The 17,838-nt window shown below is 55.5% G+C and carries 19 protein-coding genes; 2 read left to right on the forward strand and 17 right to left on the reverse strand.

The genetic code is table 11. From position 1 onward, the window contains the following. Positions 1-15 precede the first annotated feature (15 nt). Positions 16-1,170 carry an NAD(P)/FAD-dependent oxidoreductase gene (locus AC1Z32_RS41470; RefSeq protein WP_483484669.1) on the forward strand — a complete coding sequence of 385 codons (1,155 nt, stop codon included), beginning with the start codon at positions 16-18 and terminating at the stop codon, positions 1,168-1,170. A 141-nt stretch (positions 1,171-1,311) separates the two neighbouring features. On the opposite strand, the gene AC1Z32_RS41475 is transcribed toward AC1Z32_RS41470, so the two are convergent. The 8 genes from AC1Z32_RS41475 to AC1Z32_RS41510 form a co-directional block, all read right to left on the reverse strand. Further along, positions 1,312-1,836, reverse strand: a complete 525-nt coding sequence (locus tag AC1Z32_RS41475; protein WP_483484670.1) for a plasmid pRiA4b ORF-3 family protein — start codon at positions 1,834-1,836, stop codon at positions 1,312-1,314. 172 nt (positions 1,837-2,008) lie between these two features. Continuing rightward, on the reverse strand, positions 2,009-3,106 hold the full coding sequence (locus AC1Z32_RS41480) for a zinc-binding dehydrogenase (protein ID WP_483484671.1): 1,098 nt from the start codon (positions 3,104-3,106) through the stop codon (positions 2,009-2,011). Between the two features lie 104 nt (positions 3,107-3,210). Beyond that, positions 3,211-3,921, reverse strand: a complete 711-nt coding sequence (locus AC1Z32_RS41485) for an SDR family oxidoreductase (protein ID WP_483484672.1) — start codon at positions 3,919-3,921, stop codon at positions 3,211-3,213. 78 nt (positions 3,922-3,999) lie between these two features. Further along, positions 4,000-4,833 carry a substrate-binding periplasmic protein gene (locus AC1Z32_RS41490; protein ID WP_483484673.1) on the reverse strand — a complete coding sequence of 278 codons (834 nt, stop codon included), beginning with the start codon at positions 4,831-4,833 and terminating at the stop codon, positions 4,000-4,002. 259 nt (positions 4,834-5,092) lie between these two features. Further along, a complete protein-coding gene (locus AC1Z32_RS41495) occupies positions 5,093-5,905 on the reverse strand; it encodes a citryl-CoA lyase (protein WP_483484674.1) in 813 nt (270 codons plus the stop codon). Between the two features lie 177 nt (positions 5,906-6,082). Further along, positions 6,083-6,742, reverse strand: a complete 660-nt coding sequence (locus AC1Z32_RS41500) for an amino acid ABC transporter permease (protein WP_483484675.1) — start codon at positions 6,740-6,742, stop codon at positions 6,083-6,085. Further along, positions 6,739-7,392 carry an amino acid ABC transporter permease gene (locus AC1Z32_RS41505; RefSeq protein WP_483484676.1) on the reverse strand — a complete coding sequence of 218 codons (654 nt, stop codon included), beginning with the start codon at positions 7,390-7,392 and terminating at the stop codon, positions 6,739-6,741. The genes AC1Z32_RS41500 and AC1Z32_RS41505 overlap by 4 nt, the downstream gene beginning before the upstream one ends. After that, positions 7,392-8,195: an amino acid ABC transporter ATP-binding protein gene (locus tag AC1Z32_RS41510; RefSeq protein WP_483484677.1), complete on the reverse strand. Its 804-nt coding sequence runs from the start codon at positions 8,193-8,195 to the stop codon at positions 7,392-7,394. The genes AC1Z32_RS41505 and AC1Z32_RS41510 overlap by 1 nt, the downstream gene beginning before the upstream one ends. Before the next feature lie 396 nt (positions 8,196-8,591). On the opposite strand from AC1Z32_RS41510, the gene AC1Z32_RS41515 reads away from it, so the two are divergent. Next, positions 8,592-8,993, forward strand: coding sequence for a RidA family protein (locus tag AC1Z32_RS41515; protein WP_483484678.1), 402 nt, complete (start codon positions 8,592-8,594; stop codon positions 8,991-8,993). A gap of 100 nt (positions 8,994-9,093) precedes the next feature. Here the strand turns inward: AC1Z32_RS41515 and AC1Z32_RS41520 are convergent, their stop codons facing one another. From AC1Z32_RS41520 to AC1Z32_RS41560, 9 genes are all read right to left on the reverse strand, one after another. Beyond that, entirely contained in the window at positions 9,094-9,762 is a 669-nt protein-coding gene (locus tag AC1Z32_RS41520) for a TetR/AcrR family transcriptional regulator (RefSeq protein WP_483484679.1), read from the reverse strand. A gap of 36 nt (positions 9,763-9,798) precedes the next feature. Next, positions 9,799-10,224 (reverse strand): acyl-CoA thioesterase, encoded by a 426-nt coding sequence (locus tag AC1Z32_RS41525; protein ID WP_483484680.1) that lies wholly within the window; start codon positions 10,222-10,224, stop codon positions 9,799-9,801. 416 nt (positions 10,225-10,640) lie between these two features. Then, positions 10,641-11,597 carry a nitrilase-related carbon-nitrogen hydrolase gene (locus AC1Z32_RS41530; protein ID WP_483484681.1) on the reverse strand — a complete coding sequence of 319 codons (957 nt, stop codon included), beginning with the start codon at positions 11,595-11,597 and terminating at the stop codon, positions 10,641-10,643. A gap of 19 nt (positions 11,598-11,616) precedes the next feature. Then, complete coding sequence (locus AC1Z32_RS41535) at positions 11,617-12,114, reverse strand: MaoC/PaaZ C-terminal domain-containing protein (RefSeq protein ID WP_483484682.1); 498 nt, start codon at positions 12,112-12,114, stop codon at positions 11,617-11,619. Positions 12,115-12,139: 25 nt separating this feature from the next. Then, positions 12,140-12,955 carry a polysaccharide deacetylase family protein gene (locus tag AC1Z32_RS41540; RefSeq protein WP_483484683.1) on the reverse strand — a complete coding sequence of 272 codons (816 nt, stop codon included), beginning with the start codon at positions 12,953-12,955 and terminating at the stop codon, positions 12,140-12,142. A 256-nt stretch (positions 12,956-13,211) separates the two neighbouring features. Then, positions 13,212-14,006 (reverse strand): SDR family NAD(P)-dependent oxidoreductase, encoded by a 795-nt coding sequence (locus tag AC1Z32_RS41545; RefSeq protein WP_483484684.1) that lies wholly within the window; start codon positions 14,004-14,006, stop codon positions 13,212-13,214. 83 nt (positions 14,007-14,089) lie between these two features. Continuing rightward, entirely contained in the window at positions 14,090-14,863 is a 774-nt protein-coding gene (locus AC1Z32_RS41550) for an aspartate/glutamate racemase family protein (protein WP_483484685.1), read from the reverse strand. 166 nt (positions 14,864-15,029) lie between these two features. Then, positions 15,030-15,806 carry an NAD(P)-binding domain-containing protein gene (locus AC1Z32_RS41555; protein WP_483484686.1) on the reverse strand — a complete coding sequence of 259 codons (777 nt, stop codon included), beginning with the start codon at positions 15,804-15,806 and terminating at the stop codon, positions 15,030-15,032. Between the two features lie 517 nt (positions 15,807-16,323). Then, complete coding sequence (locus AC1Z32_RS41560) at positions 16,324-17,829, reverse strand: cytosine permease (protein ID WP_483484687.1); 1,506 nt, start codon at positions 17,827-17,829, stop codon at positions 16,324-16,326. Positions 17,830-17,838: the final 9 nt, after the last annotated feature.

The raw sequence follows: 17,838 nt of genomic DNA on the forward strand, positions 1-17,838 counted from the left end.
ACCTCGGTACCCTTTATGGAAACAGCTGACGTTGTCGTAGTTGGCGCAGGGATAATTGGCCTGTCTGCCGCGTATTGGCTAGCAAAATCGGGGGCGCGGGTCATCGTCTGCGAGAAAAGCCGCGTTGCATGGGAAGCCTCCGGCAGAGCAACCGGATTTCTCTCGCTTCGCGGCGAAACGCCGATTGAAACGCCAATTGCACTCGAGGCTGAGAGGATTTGGGAAACCTTGGACGAGGAACTTGGTTACCCAACGGAATGGAACCCGGGAGGCCGGCTGTGGGTAGCCCTCTCGCCGAAGGAGGAAACTGAGCTCTCCGAAACCTATAACACCTTCAAGAGTACTGGCATCCCCTTCCGTTTCATTGACGGCGCCGAGGCTCGCAAGATCGTTCCGCAGTTGAGCGAAAATGTGATTTCCGGCATCCATACCACACATGCCGGACACGCTAATCCGCAGCGAACAGCGCAAGCGTTCGCTTGGGCGTTGCTCGATCGCGGAGGCGAGATACGAGAAGGAACGACAGTAACGGAAATCCTGCTAGAGAACGGCAAGATCGTCGCTGTCAATACATCAACAGGAAGGATTGCAACAACAACTGTCGTGAACTGCGCGGGCGCGTTCGCTGGATCAGTGGCTAAAATGGTGGGCGAATACCTTCCAATCGCCGCTATGCGTGTCGAAGCAATGATCACAACACCGGTTCCTGCGATGTTTGACGTTGCGATGGTAGGCAATGGTCTGTCGCTCCGCCAGACGCGCCGAGGGAACATCCATTTCAATGGCGGACCACACGAGTGGGTAGGCGTAGACTTGGCTGCTGAGCCCTCGAAGCCTAACACACCAATCGTCCGGAATATGGCGCGTCGGCTACTGGAGTTGCTCCCTGCAACCTCGCATGTCAACATCCTTCGCAGTTGGGCAGGCGTGGTGGATATCACGCCCGACGTCTCAACGGTGGTGGACCGTTTCAGCTGCGGAATGATAGTTGCGTCGACGTCAGGTCACGGCTTCGGCTTGGCGCCCAGCGTTGGCAAGGCCCTCGCTGAGATGGCACTGGACGGGCGAACGAACCTTCCGGTTGAACAGCTTAGCTTAGCGAGGTTTCGCGATTTGCCGGCAGACTGGAAGGAACGCCGGAAGTGGACACCGGGGAACGTCAACACTTGATTTTACCCTTCGCGACAGCCGATTCTAACGTGCGCTAGAAGATGTTCACTCAATCGTTTTCCGATGGCAGGAACGCGCACCGATCCTCATCTTCTGTTGCGCCTGAGTTCACATCCGCGCGATTCCGACAACCGTTGCACTTCAACTGCGGCGAAGCCTTCGGTTCGCGCCATTTTTATCGAATTCACCGCTAATCGCGGAGAAGATTGCACCTTCTGGACTACGCGAGCCCCCACAATACGCTGGTTCGATCTTACGATCTTCGTCTGGACACTCAGTCGCACCGTCGACGCACCACGGAACGCTTAGAACTTCAGCGTCGCAATCTACCGCTTCGACCGTCACCATAAGCAGCCATCCTTGATGGAGACCATAGCGATAGGAAAAGACGTTGCTCCGCTCGAGAGCGTAGGAAAGGCTGACGCGCCACTCATCTAGCGCTGGCACATGGGTGGCTTTTTCTGTGTCGGGCCACCCATAGGCGCGATTCCGGAACCTAAATTCGTGCATATAACCACCCTCCCAGCCTATCGCGGCGACGATGATACGGCTCAGCGTGGATAGGCGGACATGACGATGAACCACCACTTGTCGCCAGACTAGGGGGAGCGAATTCACGACCTCAATTCTAAGTTGGACTAACGCGCGAGGTTTTGAACAATCCATTCACCCTCCCCACCCTGATGAAGGACGCATTCGCGCATAAGAAGCTTTGCGGACGAACGGAGCTCACAATGTGAGATGCCCGCGGCCGACGTGGCGGTGCCAGTCAGATCGAGCGGAATAGGTCGCGTGAGGCGATGCTCTTGTCGCATCTACAAAAGCATCTCCCTACCGACTAACTGAATTGGATAACGCTGCGGCCAAGCGCACCTGTATCGAGTTCCTTCAAGATGTCGTTTATTTCGTCAAGCGCTCGGATCCTCACCATTGAATCGAGATCCAGCTTTCCTTCGCGATACCATTCCGCGAACCGAGGGAAGTCTTTTTCTGGCGTCGCAGAGCCATAGAAGCTTCCTCGAATCTCATGTTCGCGACGAACAAGCACGAAAGGAGTGAAGCTGACCTCAACATCCGGTCGGGCCACGCCCGCAAGTATTGCCTCGCCTCCGCGGTGCAGCATCGCGACAGCAAGCTCCATTGTCTCTTGCCGACCGACGGCTTCGATGCTTGTATCGACGCCGCCGGGAACGATTTTCAGAATCGTCTGCAGCGCATCTTCCTCGCTGGAGTTAACGGTGTGAGTTGCCCCAAGTTTCGCTGCGAGCTGAAGGGAGCCGGAGGAACGATCGATGGCGATAATAGTCGTCGCTCCTGCAATTCGAGCACCTTGGATGGCACTTAGGCCCACCCCGCCACAACCGATTACGGCCACAGCGTCGCCGGGTTGAATGTGTGCGGTGTTAACGGCTGCCCCAACTCCAGTAGTAACGGCGCAGCCAACGAGAGACATTGGCACCAAAGGAAGGCTCTTATCGATCTTGATGGCAAGTTCCTGCGGTACAACCGTGTACTCCGCAAACGTCGAAATGCCTGCGAAATGGAGGATTTCCTTACCGTCGCAACGATACCGGCTAGTGTTGTCTTTCATTTTGCCAGTATCAATCCAATTCGCACCTTCGCACAGGTTCGGCCTTCCCCGAGTGCAACTGCGACAATTTCCACAATGCGGCTTCCATGACAAAATTACATGGTCGCCTACGGAAAGGTTCGTGACACCCGGGCCTACAGCTGCGATCACACCGGCGCCCTCATGCCCGAGAACCGCTGGCAAAAGATCGCCATATAAGCCCTTCGCGGCGGACAGATCGGAATGGCAGACCCCGCTTGCGGCAACCTTGACTAACACCTCGCCCTCGCGAGGGTCATCGATCTCGATCTCCTTAACTTGCAGTGGTGTCCCGTACTCGTAAAGGATTGCTGCCTTACAACGCATGATTAATTCCCCCAGCTATGCAGATAATCGTTGGCGAAATGAGCGTCCCGCATCGGATTGCCTGACCACCCGACCGGACCTCGCCGCTTGTGACGAGAACGACGTCAGATCGTGTTGACCAGCGCCCCGTCGATGAGAATGTTTTGACCGGTGATGTAGGTCGACTTATCTGAAAGAAGGAACTCCACTGCTTGCGCGATCTCCAAGACCGTAGCAATCCGGCCCATTGGAATTCGATCGATGATTTCTTGCGGCGCGTCCCAGCTGTCCACGAATCCGGGCAGTACGGAGTTAATGCGGATGTTTTTGGCCGCATAGCGCTCTGCGTAGAGTCGAGTGAACGAGCTGAGGCTCGCTCTCAGCGCTGACGAAATAGGGAACGCCTGCTCCGGTGCAACTGCCCCGTACGCCGAGATGTTCACCACGGCGCCGCCGCCTGCCTTGAGAAACTCCGGAGTAAGCAGGCGAAGCATTCGAACGGTATTCAAAAGAATCATTTCGAAGCCCGTGCTCCACTGGTCGTCCTGAAGCGTCATCAAGTCGCCGGACGGCAGATGCCCTGTGTTGTTTACGAGCGCGTCAATGCGACCGTATTTCTCGAGAGTGCTGTCGATTAGACGTTGAATATCTTCCGTCGACGTAACAGAGCCGGTAATGCCAATACCGCCGAGCTCGGCAGCAAGCTTTTCTGCGGCTCCGGAGGGAGACATAAGAGAAACGACGTAACCGCTTTCCGTTAAGTGACGAGCGATCCCGGCACCAATTCCCTTTCCAGCCGCAGTGACGATCGCGACTCTTTTTTCCGTAGTTGCCATTACACCTTCCGTCCGTTGAAGTTCAATCCCTGCCCGCACGAGCAAGGATCATTTTCCCGAGATATATACGTATTCGATTTACTGAATGTACCTGGGAGCACCAGTGTCAAGTAGCTTCGGATCGAGGCCGTAATCCTTAAATATCTTCACCAACGTGCCGTCCTTATGCGACGACGCGATGAAGCTGTTGAGTGCGTTGCCCAGTTCCGTGCTGCTCTTCCCATAAAGGAACGCGACCTGAGCGGACTGAATGGTTGCACGAATTCGCTCGTCAGGCTCTCCAATTTTGATCTGGAATCCCGAGTAGCCGCCTTTTTTCTGCGCGTAGACGCCCGTGCCGTAACTATCGATTCCTATTTCTACTCGACCGGCGGAGAGGTCTTGAGCCAAAGCTACAGGGTTCGGATAAAGCTTTAGATTGTCGCCGAGTGTCTTCTGCAGGTCCGCGATCCAGTTGTACCCCGTGATGGCTCCGACGCTCTTCCCTTCAATCTGGGAGATCTTCGTGTATCCTTGCTTCGAATAAATGGCAAGCTGGTCAAGATAGAGGGGATCGGACATTGCGACAACCTGCTGACGCGCCGCGGTTCTGTACCACGATGCCGCAGCGATATCCGCGCGATTGGTAATAAGGTATTGAATCGCTGAGCCGGCGTCGACGACGAGCGTGTTGATCTTCAAACATTCCTTTTTCGCAAAATCGGCCAGTAGGTCGCCTTCGACACCTGACAAAGACCCGTTTGGCCCAGGAATGTTGAACGGGGGAAACGACATGCTCACCAAGGTTAGCGTGCCGGGAACGACCGTCTTAAACTGATGTGCAGGCTTGCACTCTTGCGCATTAGCAACCGCCGACGCGCAAAGGACAACCGCGGTAAGCGTAACCTTTACAACCCATTGATTCGTTTGCATGGATTTCTCCCTAATTGACTTCCGGCGCCGGTTCAAATCACTGAAAGACGAACCCTCAATGTCGTTCGCCTCGTAGTAGTTCCGTCCTTCACGTAGCCCGCATCTGCGCAGAGAGGAACACGCGAAGGACTTGTACAATTCGTCGCAGCGGTGTGTTATTCGGGCGCGGGTCGTGCCCCTCCCGGTCGCTCTCAAACACGTAAGAAGTGGCCAGCCTTTATGCGCTGTGTTCCACCTGTAGGAATCGCGCTTGCGCGGTTCACCATCCCGCCGAACTAAGGTCGCTCTTCAGGTCATGGCGGACACGTCGATAGTTGGCATCTCTGTCTTGCACCGTCCGGATCCGAACTTTGCTACGAAGTTCCTCCGAAATATGAGCTACTACTCCAGGCATGGTCGAGATGAGCGCCAGACCGGTCATCTCTGCGGGTGTGAAGTCCATTTGCGCGAGAATCGCAGCCATCATTCCGACCTCGTTAATGACGAGGTCCGGCTTATTTGCTTGCTTGATGAACGCAGCATGGATCGCCTCGTACCAATCGCACAGCTCGCCCCAGACACCATTTTCCTGTGCAATGGTCTTGAGCTTCTGAGCACGCGGGTCCAGAAACCTGAAGTTTGGGTGACCAAAGCCAGGAACTCGCTTCCCGCTTGCTCGCAGTCCCGTCACAAGCGCCTCAGCAGCGTCGCTAATCGACACTTTCTCCTTCGCGTACTGCGCAAAGGTCGAGGCGATGAATTCCCCGCTTGCGTCCGGCGCGAGTGTGTATTCTCCAGCCGATAGAATGGCCGTTGCCAGCCCGGCCACCATGGAGGGATTACCGGACACACAATATCGCGCTGCGACGGTCCCAGGCTTTTTCAGTGAGTAATCCAGTACTGAGCAGAGCACCGCTTCCATCATTTTCGACTGCCCAGGGGTCGGAATCTTTCCGCGGATGAGCAGGAACGACGCAGATGCGAACGAAAGGTTTCCGATTAGCTCGCCTAAATCGTAGCCACGGATAAAGACACTCGCTTCTTCGACGTCGCTGATTGACGTCTCCCAGCTGGGTTTGATTTCTGTAGTCATAAACCTTTTCGTTTGATGTCGGTTGAATTTCGAGATGCTGGGGCGACGCCACCGCCACTGACAAGCACCATGGCAATGGTCCGTTCGTACACCTACGTCTGCCGAGGGTCGAAGCGTCCATGGGCCATAGCGGGTTCCGCGTCTCAGCGAACCAACTCTTGGACGTCCCAGCCTTGCCTATGCTTCATGTCTCGACAGTCGACGCTCTAGTCGGCCTACGAGAAGCGTTGAAGGCACGCAGATCGCTGTGTACATTAGTGCAGCCAACAACAGTACTGGCATATATAGGAATGTCGTCGTCCCGATCTGGTTAGCGCGTGTCACAAGTTCAGGCAGAGCCACCGTAAAACACAACGACGTTGCCTGTAACATGATCAGCGCGAAGCCCAAGAGAGGCGGTATTGAAACCCGCAAGCCCTGAGGTAGGACGACCAGTCTAAGAGTGTCTAGTTCTGTCAACCCGATGGCATACGATGCTTCCCGCTGCCCATGCGGCACAGCCTGGAGCCCAGCCCGAATGATCTCGCTTGTGTACGCGCCCGTGCACCAGGCCAGTGCAAGGACCGACGACGTAAAGGATGAAAGTGTTAAGCCCGTCGTCGGCAGTCCGAAATAGAAGAATTGCAGCAGAATCAGCGCAGGAGCACCTCTACCTAATTCGACGAGCGCGACCGTGATAAACCGGAGCGCTTTTGTTCGCACAGCGACCCCGAGGGCGAATAGCAATCCTAGCGGCACGCCGATCAGCATACAGAGGACCGTCACTTCCAAACTCGTGAGAAGGCCAACCGATAGGTTAGGCAGCCATTCTAGCCACAGCGACAGGATTTCTCTCATCGCGCGATCCTCATCTTCAGGCGTTTGTCGAGAGCTCTAGTTGAATAGGCCATGCCAAGGCTGATCAGAAAGTAAAGCAATCCTGACGCGGCGTACACCTCGAGCCCCTTGAATGTCGTTTGTGACACGCGATAAGCGGCTGATGCCATTTCGGGAACCCCGATCGTCGATGCCACAGCTGTATCCTTCAGCAAGCCGATGGAATATGACGCCGCTGACGGAAGCGCAATCCTGAATACCTGCGGGGCCAAGACGTCCGTGAATTGACGAAAACGCGACAGACCAAGTGCCGAACCTGCTTCAAACTGCCCTTTCGGCACGGCGGCGATTGCGCCACGGTATATCTCAGAAAGGTTCGATGCGGTGATGAGGCCTAAGCCCACTGTCGCAGACGTGAATGGGTCTAGCTGGACGAGTGATGTCCCAACCCCGAAGAAGATCAAGAACAACCAGACAATCGGCGGGATCGAACGGAAAGTCAAGATTAGGGACGACGCAAAAATGCGCAAGCCCGAGATGCGTGAAACGGAGGCGAAACACAACGGAACCGCGAGTATCGCGCCCATCACGAAGGATGTGAGAGTAAGGGCAATCGTCCACGGAATCGCGCTGACGATCGCGATGGCGATGTTGTGAATGAAATCCGACATTACCGATCCCTCACGGCCGAGAGGAAGCGCTGCACGCGCTCGACGCGGGGATTTCGCATTACATCCTTACTTGGCCCCTCCTCCAGGATGCCTCCATCTGCCATGACGATCACCCTGTCAGAGACATTTTCGGCGAACCGCATCTCGTGAGTGACGACCATCATTGTCATACCGTCATCCGCAAGCTCGCGCATGACCGCAAGGACCTCTAGACCCACTTCGGGATCGAGCGCCGACGTCGGCTCATCAAAAAGCATGATCTTTGGATCTAGAGCGAGTGCCCGGGAGATTGCGATACGCTGCTGCTGGCCGCCGGAGCAGCGCGACGGAAACTGGTCCGCCTTACTCGCCAGACCTACCCGCGTGAGCAACGCAAGAGACCGTTCGTTTGCCTCAGCGACCGAGCGACCTAGCACACGCCGCTGGGCCAAACTAACATTTTCCAGCACCGTCATGTGCGGAAAGAGATTGAAGGACTGAAACACCATTCCAAGGGTGCGTCGGAAATGAACCAGCTTCCCTTTACCAGGTGACCCCCCAGCAACGATCTTAACGCCGTCGACAGTTATCGAGCCCGAACTGGGCGGCTCCAACTGATTGATGCACCGCAAAAGAGTGCTTTTCCCCGAACCGCTGGGACCAATGACAGCCACCACTTCCCCCGCAGCCATCTCAAGATTGACGTCGTGCAACACTCGATGATCACCAAACGACTTCGAGACCGATTCCAGCTTAAGGAGATCGGTCGACGGCTTTCCTTTCGCGACTCCGAAGGCGGCTTTCATTTCTGACAGGTCACTCATAGCGCTCACTCAATTCCGCTTGACTAGGTTGGGGCTTCCGAGAGCCACCATCGGGCTCCACGGGGCGAAGTCGGCCGCATCGATGCACGAACCCATGCCACAACGTACTCGGTCCGTCGGTTAGTCTCTTTGACCCGTGGACCGTAAAATCTGACCGGTAAGTCAGTATGCACGAACGGCCCGTCTCGTCAAAATAAAATCTATGTTCCTCAGGGATAACACTCAGTGAGTGCCCTCGGGACCGAACTAAATGTTTAGCAAACTTGTTACCGGTGCCCACCTCGGCGGAATCGGTGCGTCGGCGCGACCGCACAAATTAGACGACCGACTTCAGCCAAATGTATTATACTGGGCAGTCAGTTTTTATGTCCAACCAGTCGTTTAGCGAGGTGAATCATGTTGACACCGATCAATCCGCCCGGCGCTTCCTTTCCTGGCGTGTCTCAGGCAGTCCTTGTCGCGGGCGAAGGAAAATTGTTGATCTTGGGCGGCCACGTTCCGGTGGACGAAGAAGGAAACACAATCGAGGGAGACTTCGAAGTACAGCTGCGCGCCGTGTATGAGCGGATCAAAGCAACGTTGAAGGCCGCTGGTGTAGGGTTCGAAGCAGTCGCACGACTCACGTACTACGTAACGAATTACGAGCCGAGTATGCTCGCCGTGCTTCGAAAGGTACGTGCTGAATATATCAATCAAGCCGCCGCGCCCGCTAGCGTACTCATCTCAGTCGTGCAACTGTACGATGAGATTGCGCGTGTTGAAGTTGACGGCTTCGCCGTGATTCCTGCAGGGAAATAGGCGTTGCAGGTGGGAAGCTGAGACGGCAGCGGTCACGTAGCTGCCGTCCCGCAAGGATTTGCGTGGCGTTGTGCGGGGATTGTCTAAACGAGCTGCTCGTTCAAGCGATTTGAACTCGTGCCGATTTTTGCGCTTGCGGTGACGTAGCCGGCTTACCTGGCTTTGCCAGCATGTAGCCATTCGTTAGCAGCGTGACGTAGTGTTCCGCGATGTCGGCCGCCGATATTGCTCCCTTTTCGCTGAACCAGGTGTAGAGCCAATTGCACATTCCGAGTATGCCGCTAACAGCGACATGCGGGGGAATATCGCGGAATCTCCCGCTTTCGACCCCAGCGCGGTAAACGCTCTCAATTTTTGCATCGTACTCACGTTTGCGGCTCAATATAAGCTTGCGCTGTTTGTCATCAAGTTCACTCTCTTCACTGAAATAGATCGCCGTCCATTCTCGGCGTTCCATCACATTCATCGCGTGACCGCGTATGATGTTGGCGAGCGCCTGTTCCGGCGGGTGATCACCGGTCAAAGCCGACGAGATGGTTTCGAAATAGCTGTCGTAGATCCGCGTAAAGATCTGCCATAAGATCTCGTTTTTACTGCGGAAATAGTAGTAAACGACCGACTTTGTATAGCCCAAATTCGAAGCGATATCGTCGATCGTCACGGCGCGGAAGCCACGCGCAGCAAAGAGCGCAACAGCGGAGCCTAAGATCTCCTCCTGAACATACGCTTGTTTCTTTGCCTTGAGCTCCTCTCTTTTGTCCTGTTTCATACTTTCTCCAGCGACCGCGCGGCCGCGAACGTGCCATCATTCGGAATTGCTGAGGCCTGCTTGCGCATCGCGTACCCTACTGCGGATGGAATCCGGGATTGCAATACTTCTTCGCTCGCGAAGATCGAAGTAAACCGACACCATTTGAATTTCAGCGGACACCTCTCCAGCTGGACCGAACAGCTTGTGCTGTGTTTTGAGAGAACGCGTGCCAACGTCTGTTACGCCGCTTCGCACAGTAAAAAGGTCGCCAACTTTCAATTCTGAGCGATAGTCAATCTCATAGCGCACGTCTGCCCATCCCTCATGCTTTTCAGTTCGCCACCGAGGATCGTATCCCAGTCGCCCTACCAGATGCCACATTGCTTGGTCGAACGCGGCGACGTAATACTGCACCGTCATATGCCCCATCGCATCTGTCTGCGCTGGGTATACAACACCGTAAAACGTTTCGAAGTCCATGTATGCCGCTCCAGGCGCCCGACGGCCGTGGTTGTGTTCGATGATGCAATGATGACGCCGTTCCGCGAGCGCTCGTTGCATTGTCTTTTTTTTTGACCGGGTAGTCAACACGAAGACTGCAACGCACTCGATGCGCCGACGTTCCCACATTAATCGCGGGCGCGCAGCGCGGTGCGTGGGTGGCGATGACGCCGCTATTTTGGTCTGTAGAGCGCCTGCCGAGCCAACCGAACTGACCGCCGGCCCCCGAGATTCGGCGTTTGCGGCTAGTAGCACAGAGGCGGATGAAGGAGAGGTTTGGGTCGTTCAGCGCGCGAAACTGTCGGCAATCGTCTCGGCCGTGAGAGAGGCCCTCGCGGCGTTCGTGCTGCTTAATCGGATCGCCGCCGCAACCTCCGCAGATTCAAAGGTGCAAGCTACCGATTCGCTTGCAGTCGGTCGTATAGATCCGGCCGACGGTCGTGAAGCTGCCGAACTTCTGCCTTTGCCCGAGACGCGCGGAGCGTTTCTAGGTTGAGCGTGCTAAGCAGGACTTCCTCACCTTCTTGACTCAGCGCATAGGTGCCGTCTACGATTTGGAACCGATTATCGATTGGACACGCCACAAACGCCTTGCCGGTGGCTTGAGTTTTGTAGTCACTTGGCAGGTCCAGAGGACCGACCAAAGTTGACACACAGACAAATATCTGATTTTCGAGCGCGCGCGCATGAGCACTGTGCCAAACACGCCAAGTGCCGCGCTCGTCGGTCAACGACGGCACAAAGAGCACTTCAATGCCATTTGCCACGAGATGTTGAGTAAGTTCGGGATACTGGACATCGTAGCAGACGAACAAACCGCACTTCACACCGTTCACGTGAAATGTGATGAGGCTGTCGCCGCCTTGTGTTGCAATGGCCCGTTCACCCCTCGTCATGTGAAGTTTGTCTTGGAGCAAGACAACTCCGTCGGGGAAATAGACACCAGCAGTATTTCGGGCGTCCGCGTCCTGCTCGTGCCAAAACGATGCGCCAGCGATCGTAATCTGGTGCTTTTTTGCCAAGTCACTCAAGGCCGAACGATAAGACGAGTACAACGGCGTGAGCACGCGCCGGTAGTGCTCGGCAACCGTCTTGGTCGTGACCTCGGCAGCGGCTTCATCGATCCAGAGCAAACCTGTCGACGTAAGTTCCGGAAATACTACAACCAAAGCGCCGCCTGCTTTGGCCTTGAGTACGATTCCCTCGACGTGAGCAATAAACTCGTCTAGTGATTTATATCGCCTGACCGGAAACGCGGTAACCGCAACTGTTAATTCCGAAGCCATATATTGATATTCCCGTACCGTTAAACTTGTGTCGTTGCGTGAATCGGACACATGCAGCGCGCGCACGACGTGCGCGCTACTGAACTCAAGCCAGCGCCGCTGTGGGCTTGCGCTTCATCATCACTTTCCACTCGCCTTCCTGGACGACCTCGCCACGTTGGTTCTCGATCGCCACATAGAAATTTACGATGCCCGTGGTTGGCTTCTTGTTTTCACGCTTCGAAGTTACCTTCTCACGAACATAGATAGTGTCGCCAATCTTCACTGGACCTCGCATGTCCCATGTCATCCCGAGAAATGCGACCGCCGTCCCTTCTTTGATGCCAAGCCGACTTTCAAGGCCTGTGGCGATCGCAAAGGCGGCCGGACCATGGAGGATACGGCCGCCGAAGACCGAATTTTTGGCAAACTCCTCGTCGGTGTGTACCGGATTATGGTCGCCCGTGATGGCCGCGAACATGACGATGTCCGCTTCAGTAATCGTCCGGCGAGGACTAAGCCATTCCGTACCGACCTCAAGTTCTTCGAAATATCGGGCGTTTTGCCCAATCTGTTCCGCTACCGTTGCGCCTTCACTACTCATCTTCGTGCTCCTCGTATAAATGCCGTCAACTATGCAAATTCAAATTTCGCGCCGCTTCGACCATCGTGTGGAAGACAACGCCTTCCTGCGACCGCATGTAGCAGATGAGATCCTCGAGCATCTTCGCGCGCGGGGCACGCCCGATAATCTCTGGGTGACACGTTAAAGTGAAGACTCCACCCTCATCGTGCGCCGCGTCGAACTCAGCCTTCCAAAGCTCGTACACCTCTCCGGTAGACCGAAGACCTTGGTTGATTGGCTTTGCGGCGAAATGGAAGTAGGGGTAGTCGTCAAGTTCCCAAGCGACAGGAAATTCCAGTACTGAGCTTTCAACGCCAAAAGTCATCTTCTCGTCCGTGAGGACGTCCCCTCGTCTGGCGCGAAACGGATGATAATCAGCTGACATCAAGCTACTGTCATATAGGAGTCCCATCTCTTCAATCAAGGAGATGGTGTTTTCACTCAGGTCCCACGCGGGCGATCGGTATCCTTCGGGCCTCTTTCCGGAGATGCGCTCAAGGATGTCGATACTCTGCATCAGCGCGCTGCGTTCAGCGTCGTACGAAAGCCCAACCGGAGACTCATGGACAAGTCCGTGAACCCCGACTTCATGACCACTATCGACTACTTTCTTCACTTCCGAAGGAAAAGTCTGTGCTGTGTGAGCCGGCGTGAAGAAGGTAGCCTTCACGCCTTGCCGGTCGAGAAGTGCGAGGATCCGGGGTAGCCCAGCCCGAGCGCCGTACTCGCCACGCGACAGCGGCGTCGGAGTCGTTTGCTTGAAGGTACTCAACCAAATTGAAACTGCGTCAAAATCAAACGATAAACAGACGGTTGTCATTTCCAAGTCTCATCAATTTGAGAGCCGCAAGTACATGAACAGCGGTAAGTTCAAAGCGAACGACCCGTACGCTAGCGGCGGGCGACGGTTTCAGCAGCCTTAACCCCGTTCGAGTTGCGACTTGTGGGCCGCAGTGCTCGATATAAGCGAGAAACCCTGCGCGCTGGATACTCCGCCCTCGTTGAAAGTGGCACAGAGGGTGTATTTTTCGGCTCGTGGGCGTGAATTGATGCCTCGTGCCAGCTCATCGAAGCGATTACGTTGCGGTCCAAGCCCCGTCAATGGCGATCGCTTGGCCGGAAACATAGCTAGCGCCATCTGAGGCTAGAAACGCCGCTACTTCGGCTACCTCTTGCGGGAGACCTTTCCGGCGCGCCGGCACGACGCGTTTGTAGCCATCCGGGTCGCTTCCTACGCCTCGCGCCATAAGATCTGCCGCGGCCGAACCCAAGATGGCTCCGGAGTTCTTGCGTATGTCGGTTTGAATTACACCAGGGCAAATCGCGTTGATAGTAATCCCGAACTCCGAGTGGGTGCACGCGACCTGCCGGGTAAGCCCGACAACGCCGAATTTCGCTGCGGTGTAAGACGTGCCGTCAGCAGCGCCACGCAAGCCCCCCACCGACGATGTGTTGATGATTCGCCCGGACCGCTGCGGGATCATCCGTTTCAGCGCGGCTCGCGTGCCCAGGAAACAACCCTTCAGGTTAATGTCGACCACTTTGTCCCACAAGTCCAGTGTCGTTTCGAGACAATCTGCGAACCCGTCAAAGACCCCGGCGTTGTTGACCATGATGTCAACCCGCCCGAACTGATCCACCGCCGACTGAACAAGGCGCTCGACCTGGTCTTCGAATCGCACGTCCGTTTCGAAAAAGCTTGCAGTCCCATTCTTTCCAACGATGGCGTCCACAGCGTCGCTACCGGCTTTGCTAAAGATGCCGCCAATTACGACCTTCGCGCCTCGCTGCGCTAACGTTTCTGAGATCGCGAGACCGATGCCGGTTTCACCTCCCGTCACAACCGCCACACGTCCAGATAGATCACCCATTTTCCTCTCCATACAATTCACAAAGATCCGCAAGTTGCGTTGACCTCGCCCTAGGCGGGGTCCTTTCAAAGGATGGGCATTTACTACTTCCGACCGAAACGCTTGCGGACCGCCTCAAACTCTGCCGCATTGTGTTGCTGCATTTGTTGATAGAAGCCTTTGCGACTGATTTGGTAAGCCCCCGCCTTCCTCAGTTGAGCTAAAGACTCGGCCATCTTGAGCGCCATGGTGTTTGGGTTCAAGACAGCGTGGTCCCGTTTGGCACCAGAATCTCGCAACCACTTTTCGTGGCTCGCGGAAATGATCGTACAGGAAAGAATTACCGCCTCTGCGCCCTTTTGGTCCATCGCCTGAGCAGCTGCCCGAACGGCATCTGCCGCGACAGCGTGCGGGTCCTTGATCATGTCTGTAACGAACCAATTGATGCAAGACACATCTGTGCACAAGGAGTCTTGTCCGTAGAGGCGAACAAGATCGCGCATGTACGGCACCGCCTTCGCATGATCTGTGACAAGGCAATACCTGTGACCAAAGTAGGGCGCGAACTGCATGGTCGCTTCCAGTGGTCCGATCACTGGGATGTCGACGAGCTCCCGAGCGACGCGGACGCCAGGGTCGTAGCAGCAGCCAACAATCACCGCGTCGAATCCGTCGCGTTCTGCTTTGATCACATCTTCGAAAACGACCTCTTCCACAAGATGCTTGTTGTAGAAGTAGTCAATATTTTCAGGGCAATCAGTGGTATTTGTAACAACCAACTCCGAACCTTCGCTCAGGTAAGGAGTAAGCGTTTCCGATATCAGGTCGTTATACGCTGTCGTGCCAAACGGATTGATGAAATTGATGCGAACGCCCATGTTCGTTCCTCATGTGTGATTGACGCTTGCCCGCAAAGCCAGCGGCCTCGTGCATACATACTTTATATCACGAAAATCTGACTACCAAGTCAATTTTTATGTCCCGCAGATCTTCCGGACGGGAAAACACGCAGCAGCGCCTTCTTCGAATCCGCCACTGAGGCGGTTAGCTCGCGCCACTCATCCGTTGAAGGGATGCATCTAACCCGCTCGTCACGGCTACGAAGGCGCCCCGCTCACTCAAGTGACGAACAACTAGCTCATTGAGGCTGCCCGGCGTTGCATGTTCAGTTGCAAGGTTGCTGAACGACTTCCCCGACTCTCGAATCGCAGTCTCGACGAGGCCTGCAAACAGCTGTACCACATACGCGTGTGCCGCCGAGGCGCTCACGCCCTGTTCCACGAGCCAACTGCTCGCGCTCTCCGCCAACACAAAAAACGGCGCCATGAGAGCTGTCACCGTGCCCATTGCGGCAAAAGATTTCTCGTCATTGACTTCGATCACAGCGCCAGCACGCTGAAACAAAGACGCGGTGTGCTCATCGGGTGGCATGATGACAGTCGCCGCTTTCCCGCGTGCGATAGCTGGCAGAGGGATGGCAAGGCTCACCGCTTGGGCAGGAGCCACCACGCTTTTTAGAACATCAAGCGGTAGTCCGGCAACAACGCTTATGACGCGATGCTGCGGACTAAATTCGAGGCTGCGGAGTGTTGCCTGGGCGTCTTGCGGCCGGATAGCAAGAACCACGCTTTCCACGTCATCCAGGACCGCTTGATTATTCTCAGCTACTACCACGTGGCCAGGATGCTTGTGAGCCAACCGGTTCGCCACGGAATGGCTGCGGGGAGACACAACAACCTCAAGGCCGTCATAGCCGTGGAGAAAAAAGCCTTCAATCATTGCCTCGGCAATAAAGCCTGCGCCAACAAATCCAACTCTCATGGTTTCCTCGAAGGTAGAGTTGGCCGCCTTCCCTGATGACGGCAGCCACCTTGGTGCACCTACATAACGAACTTCAGACGGTAGTCGGCAACTTGATGTTCGCGACCATCATTCGGGGTGGCGGCTTTGTGTTGTTGCCTTCCTCCTGTCTTGCTATCGGCGGATCGGAGTACGACACCGCTGCCGCACCCTGCGCTAAGGAGATTTTCCTGCACGCTGATTTCCGCAGCGCTTCGACAGCCCAATATTGACTTACTGGACTAAGGGGAGTGCCGGATCCGACTTCCCAGCTGTATTGAAATGATGAGACAGCGCACGCATGCATCGCGGTTCGGATGCTCTACGATCTTCGGATATGTCTCGCGACAGCCGGAATCAGCGCACTGGTCGCAAAGGACGAGCGGACTTCATGTGCTACGCGATAGGTAGCCTGCGGAGACCTAGAGTGCTAATTAAAGCGGGTAGCGGCACGCGCATATTGATGAGCGACGGGGAGCGCCCCCGCCGCTCGCGAAGCTTATAGCGATACTTGGACAGCCTCCGAAGCCTGGCTCTTCGACGCGGTGGCTCGGCTAAAGACATCGCTGTCTTTGTAGCCGCCCTTCCCAAGCGGGCGAAGGACTAACTTGACCGCAAAGAAATAGGCAACCGCTGCGATAAAAACGTTGGGGATGCTCGCGCCCAGATATCTGAAGCTATTGCTGCTCGCAGACGTCACCGGGTTGTACATGGTCAAGTAACTCCAAGTCGTCAATCCGATGATCAACATGGCCAGCCAATTCACGCCGCCCCAGTACCCATATTTGCTATGCTTCTTGTTGTACAAATGGGCAGGGTCAATACGTTCCCGTCGGAGGACGAAGTAGTCGACAAGCGTAATTCCTGTGATGCCCACGAACATCGCACCGTTGTACGACAGCCAAGTCATCACCTCGTCCAAAAGCCACTGCGTACGGAACGCAAACCAAGCTCCGGGCAAGAGCATCAAAGCTAACAAGAGGTCCCAACGAATCCGAGACAGCGCCCGCACTTGTTGTACCGACACGCCGGCGAGATACATCATTACAACCATCGTCGCCACGTTAGCAAGTAGGACGACGGCCATCGTGAAACTTCCGACCACCGGTCCAGCGAGGGTGATCATCCAAATCGTCGGATCATGGGTCCCAGCACTGATCGCCGCGAGCGCCGCAACGGTCGAAACGAACACCGCTCCCATCATGCCTGCGCCGATCACCGTGGGTCCAATGACGTGCCGCTGATGCTTCACCAACCGGGTCAAGCCGCCCATCACCGGCCACCAAGTCATTGCGTTCGATGCCCCGAACTCCACTGCTAAAGCCATTCCTCTCACTGGATCTCGGGTCAGCATTTGGTCGGCCGGCAGCTGTTTCGTCCAGAGCGCGTGAAATCCGAACCGGTAGAACAGTATCCCAAGCATCATCAGAGTGATGAGCATATGCAGAGGTCCGACGTACTTGTTGACTTTCTCAAAAAGCTTTGGACCCTTGACAGTGATTACCCACACCAAGACGAGACTGGCCAACGCTACAGCAATGACGACCTTTTCATGCGACGCGTCTCCCCGACTGGATCCTGCGATCGTGGCGAGGATATTCGCAGCCCCGCGACCGTTTAAAGCCTCAACCACGTAGGTCCAGCCAATCAACGTCGCTAAGAGTCCAAAAAGAGGCACGATGATTCCTCGATAGCCGAAGCTGGGCTTCGACCCGTCGATAACATCGCAGCCATATTTGAAGCTGGCCCCTCCCGATGCAAGCGTGACAATCGCCAAGCCGATCACGAGGCCGATTGCATAGCCCGCAACGCCTAACCGCCAATCGCCCACAAACGGAAGAAATCCGCCGATGAGGAAGGCCCATGTCGCCGCGCTGAATGTGCAGCATGTCCACAAGAATGAACCGTACGTCTTATAAATGCGCTCATTAGCAAGGACCGGAATGCGGCCGGCAAGAGCTTCCTGTTCGACTAAAGAATCAGTCGACGATGCTGTCGTTTTCATTTGATATCC

This window comes from Caballeronia sp. 11_S32 (assembly GCF_056930355.1).